General features: G+C 74.9%; 1 pseudogene. It reads right to left on the bottom strand.

Going from position 1 to position 434, the window contains the following annotated elements:
- Positions 1-51 precede the first annotated feature (51 nt).
- Positions 52-434: pseudogene (locus tag AAHZ94_RS35040) on the bottom strand (hypothetical protein); the annotation flags it as partial.

The following is a 434-nucleotide window of genomic DNA, read 5'->3' as shown; positions in this document are numbered from 1 at the left end:
GGCCCGTACGGTAGCTGCCGCCCGGCGCGCGCCGCCCGGGGCCGCCGGTGGTCATCGGTTGGCGACGGCTTGTTTGACGAGGGTCTTGCCGAACTCCCACAGCAGACCGCCGCCGTCGTGCGCGTCGTCCATCACGTCCGTGAACGCGGTGACGAAGCGGTCCACCTCGGGCTCGCCGATGATCAGCGGCGGGATCAGCTTGATGACCTCCAGATGGTCACCCGAGACCTGGGTGAGGATGCGGTGCCTGTGCATCAGTGGCGCCACCACCAACTGTGCGAAGAGGCCCTTCCTGGCCGCCTGGAGCATCGTCCAGCGGGGGCGCCGCCCCCCCGCGGCGGGGCGGCCCCCCCCGATGCCGCGCATCAGGACACCCCCGCCCCCCACCAGCCGCCGCCCCGCACGCCCCCCCCCCCCCCCCCCCCCCCCCCCCC

Source organism: Streptomyces sp. HSW2009 (genome assembly GCF_040240285.1).
Classification (GTDB): Bacteria; Actinomycetota; Actinomycetes; order Streptomycetales; family Streptomycetaceae; genus Streptomyces.
Note: the sequence above shows the minus strand (reverse complement) of the source record. Positions and strands in the feature narration are given on the sequence as shown.